This window comes from Rhodopirellula maiorica SM1 (genome assembly GCF_000346295.1).
Classification (GTDB): Bacteria; Planctomycetota; Planctomycetia; order Pirellulales; family Pirellulaceae; genus Novipirellula; species Novipirellula maiorica.
Genome location: NZ_ANOG01000474.1, coordinates 1 through 3,547, shown reverse-complemented (window position 1 = coordinate 3,547; position 3,547 = coordinate 1). Strand labels below are relative to the sequence as shown.

4 protein-coding genes are annotated in these 3,547 nt (G+C 55.6%); all 4 read left to right on the top strand.

Annotated features, from left to right (window positions below; all coding sequences use genetic code 11):
• On the top strand, window positions 1–700 hold a 700-nt coding region (locus tag RMSM_RS14960; protein ID WP_040766870.1), incomplete at its 5' end, for an ornithine carbamoyltransferase.
• Between the two features lie 24 nt (window positions 701–724).
• On the top strand, window positions 725–1,906 hold the full coding sequence (locus tag RMSM_RS36925) for a bifunctional glycosyltransferase family 2/GtrA family protein (RefSeq protein ID WP_144057664.1): 1,182 nt from the start codon (window positions 725–727) through the stop codon (window positions 1,904–1,906).
• A 56-nt stretch (window positions 1,907–1,962) separates the two neighbouring features.
• Complete coding sequence (rph, locus tag RMSM_RS14950) at window positions 1,963–2,673, top strand: ribonuclease PH (protein ID WP_008697655.1); 711 nt, start codon at window positions 1,963–1,965, stop codon at window positions 2,671–2,673.
• A gap of 52 nt (window positions 2,674–2,725) precedes the next feature.
• Window positions 2,726–3,331 carry a thymidine kinase gene (locus RMSM_RS14945; protein ID WP_008697654.1) on the top strand — a complete coding sequence of 202 codons (606 nt, stop codon included), beginning with the start codon at window positions 2,726–2,728 and terminating at the stop codon, window positions 3,329–3,331.
• Window positions 3,332–3,547: the final 216 nt, after the last annotated feature.

Sequence of the window (3,547 nt, the reverse complement as noted above, 5' to 3'; positions counted from 1 at the left end):
ATCGGATTTCACCCAAGTGCTCGGACAATTTGTCGACGCGGTGGTGTGTCGGGCCAAGAAGCACGAGCATGTCGAACTGCTGGCCAGCTTTAATGCGATGCCGGTCATCAATGGCTTGACCGACCTGTGCCATCCCTGCCAAGCGATGGCCGACGTGTTGACGGTGCGAGAGTCGTTGGGTGGTTACCAAAACAAACACATCGTGTTTGTGGGTGACGGCAACAATGTGGCTCAATCGATTGCCCTTTGCACCGCGATGCTGGGAATGAAATTCACGTTGTCCTGTCCCTCGGGTTACGAAATGGATTCCGATTGGCTTGCTCGCATCGCGGCGAGGTATCCCAAGTCGCAGATCGAAACGGTCGCGGATCCACACAAAGCCGTAGCCAATGCCGACGCGATTTACACGGACGTTTGGACTAGTATGGGGCAGGAAGCCGAGATGGATGCTCGTCGTGCCGCATTTGCCAGTTACCAAGTCAATGAAAAATTGATGGCAGCCGCCCCGTCGCATGCTCGAGTGCTACACTGCTTGCCAGCCGTGCGAGGACAAGAAATTACCGACGCGGTCATCGACAGCGACCAGAGTGACGTCATCCGCCAAGCAGGCAACCGCATGCATGCTCAGAAAGGGCTGCTCGTGTGGCTGCTCAATCGCAAATGGATCGACGACAATATCCGAGCCGACCAAGCCATCTAGCAACGAGATCGAACGAGGATGAACATGCGGAACGAAGGCTCGTCAAGCGAGTTGGCAGGACGGGACAAACGGCATGTATTGAGTATCCTGGTCCCTAGCTACAACGAAGAAGCCACGCTTGAAAAATGCATCGACCGCGTTCGCGCGATCCAGTGCGACACGTTGGGACTCGAGATCATCATCATCGATGACTGCTCCGAGAATCGAAGTCGCGAGATTGCCGAGCAGTTGGCTGCCCGTTTCGAGAACGTCCGCGTTTTGTTCCATACGGTCAACCAAGGCAAAGGGGCGGCGATCCACACCGGTATCAAAGCCGCGACCGGCGACTTTGTTGCCATTCAAGACGCTGATCTGGAATACAACCCTCAGGATCTGCTGCGTTTGGTCGTGCCGCTGATCCAAGACGAAGCCGAAGTGGTTATCGGATCACGATTTTTCTCGCACGGCACCCACCGAGTACTCTATTTTTGGCACACGATGGGCAATCGTTTCCTGACGTTCTTGTCGAACATGTTTACCGACTTGAACCTGACCGACATGGAAACGTGTTACAAAGTCTTTCGCCGCGATTTGATCCAGCAACTGGATCTGAAAGAAAAGCGGTTTGGATTTGAACCCGAAGTGATTGCGGCGGTGGCCCAGCGACGCGTGCGAATCGTCGAGATGGGAGTCTCGTACATGGGACGCACGTATGCCGAAGGTAAAAAAATCGGCGTGCGAGATGGGCTTCGCGCCCTGTACTGTATCGTGCGATACAACGCTCACAATTTGCCGGCGCCCCTTCAATTCTTGCTGTATTTGATCGTGGGCAGTTTGTGTGCGCTGGCAAACCTCGTGATTTTCCTGGGGCTACTGAGTGCGAATGTATCGGCGGGAGTTGCCGCCCCCGTAGCCTTTGTCCTTGCTGCGGCGATTAATTATTGGATGTGCATCCACTCGATTTTTCGTCATCAATCACGTTGGGGACGTTGGGGTGAAATTGCGTTGTACACGATCTCGGTGCTCGTGATCGGAATCGTCGATCGTCAAACGACACTTCTGCTGATCCACCAAACGGGCCCTGCGGCAGCCAAACTGCTTGCGACGCTGGTCGGCTTGGCTCTAAACTTTGCCGCGCGGCGATTGATCGTCTTTCCCGAAAAATCACTAGGCCCGTGGCAGCCGCAAACGACATCCATGTCGTCCGAAGAAACGCTGCAAAACTGAACGGCACCGCAACATCCCCTTCACTCGAATCACTCTTATCGTTACCGGACCTTCTGATGACCTCCCCCGCTCGTCCCGCCGATCAACTCCGCGACATTCAAATCGAACTCGGCTACATTCCCTCGAACCCCGCCAGCGTTTTGTATCGTTGCGAAGGCACGATTGTGTTGTGCACCGCGTCGCTCGAAGCATCGGTCCCACCATGGTTGGCCGGTCGTGGCAAAGGTTGGGTAACGGCCGAATACAGCATGCTGCCCGGCAGCACGCAACCGCGGAAACAACGCGATCGCGGTGGAAAAATTGATGGCCGAACGACGGAGATCCAGCGGCTGATCGGCCGCAGTCTGCGGGCCGTGGTCGATCTCGTCGCGCTCGGCGAACGTTCGATCACAGTCGATTGTGACGTGATCCAAGCCGATGGAGGAACGCGAACCGCATCGATCACCGGCGGATTCATCGCGTTGGCCAAAGCGATCGAAATCGCGGTCCCAGGCAGCCGGATTGGCGACGGACCGATCCGCGACAGCATCGCGGCGATCAGCACGGGGATCGTCAACGATGTCGCCCACTTGGACCTTGACTACAAACTGGACGTCGCTGCCGATGTCGACATGAATGTCGTCGTGACCGGGGCGGGCAAGTTCGTCGAGATCCAAGGTACCGGCGAAGAAGCGACGTTTGACGACGACCAACTCGCAGAATTATTGCGGTTAGCGAAGAAAGGAATCCGCGAACTGACCCACAAACAACTCGAAGCACTTGCGTAAAGGCTCGCCTCGGATAACAGGTTTGCCCTCAGACAAGGAGTCGCTGCCGTTCATGGCCAAATTGTACTTCTACTATTCTGCAATGAATGCGGGAAAGTCGACCGTGCTGCTGCAAGCGAGCTACAACTATCGCGAGCGGGGGATGAACACGATGATCTTGTCACCCGAGTTGGATACGCGTTTTGGTGCGGGCAAGGTCACCTCGCGAATCGGATTATCGTCAGAGTCAACGACATTCAACCAAGCGGACAACTTGTTTTCCGTCGTCAAAGTGCAGCATGATACGACGCCACTGCATGCAGTCTTTGTTGATGAAGCTCAATTCTTGACTCGATTGCAAGTGCGTCAATTGAGTGACGTCTGCGATTCGCTTGACGTTCCTGTGATGGCGTATGGCTTACGCACCGATTTCCAGGGTCACTTGTTCGAAGGCAGCGAGCATCTGTTGGCGTGGTCCGATACACTCTCGGAAATCAAAACCATTTGTCATTGTGGACGCAAAGCCACGATGGTGCTGCGGATGGACGCCAAGGGGCAACCGGTCAAAGACGGCAGTCAGATTCAAATTGGCGGCAATGAACGCTACGTGTCGGTGTGCCGCCAACATTTCAAAGAGGGCATGTCGACACGCCGCGACGACGAATTGCCGCTGCTGTAGCGGCATAGGTGAAACGCTGTGAAGCATTTATCCCCCGTGTTTTGCGAGGTTTTAGCGGCAGGGCGCAAGCCCTCCGGTTCCTCATTCCGACCAAAACACCGGAGGGCTCGCGCCCAATGCCGTCTACTTTGGCACTAAACGGGTGGCGTTTGTAGCGGTGCGGCGCAAGCCGCCCGGTCTAAACCGAACGTTTTACTCGCCTCAACCGGACGGCTC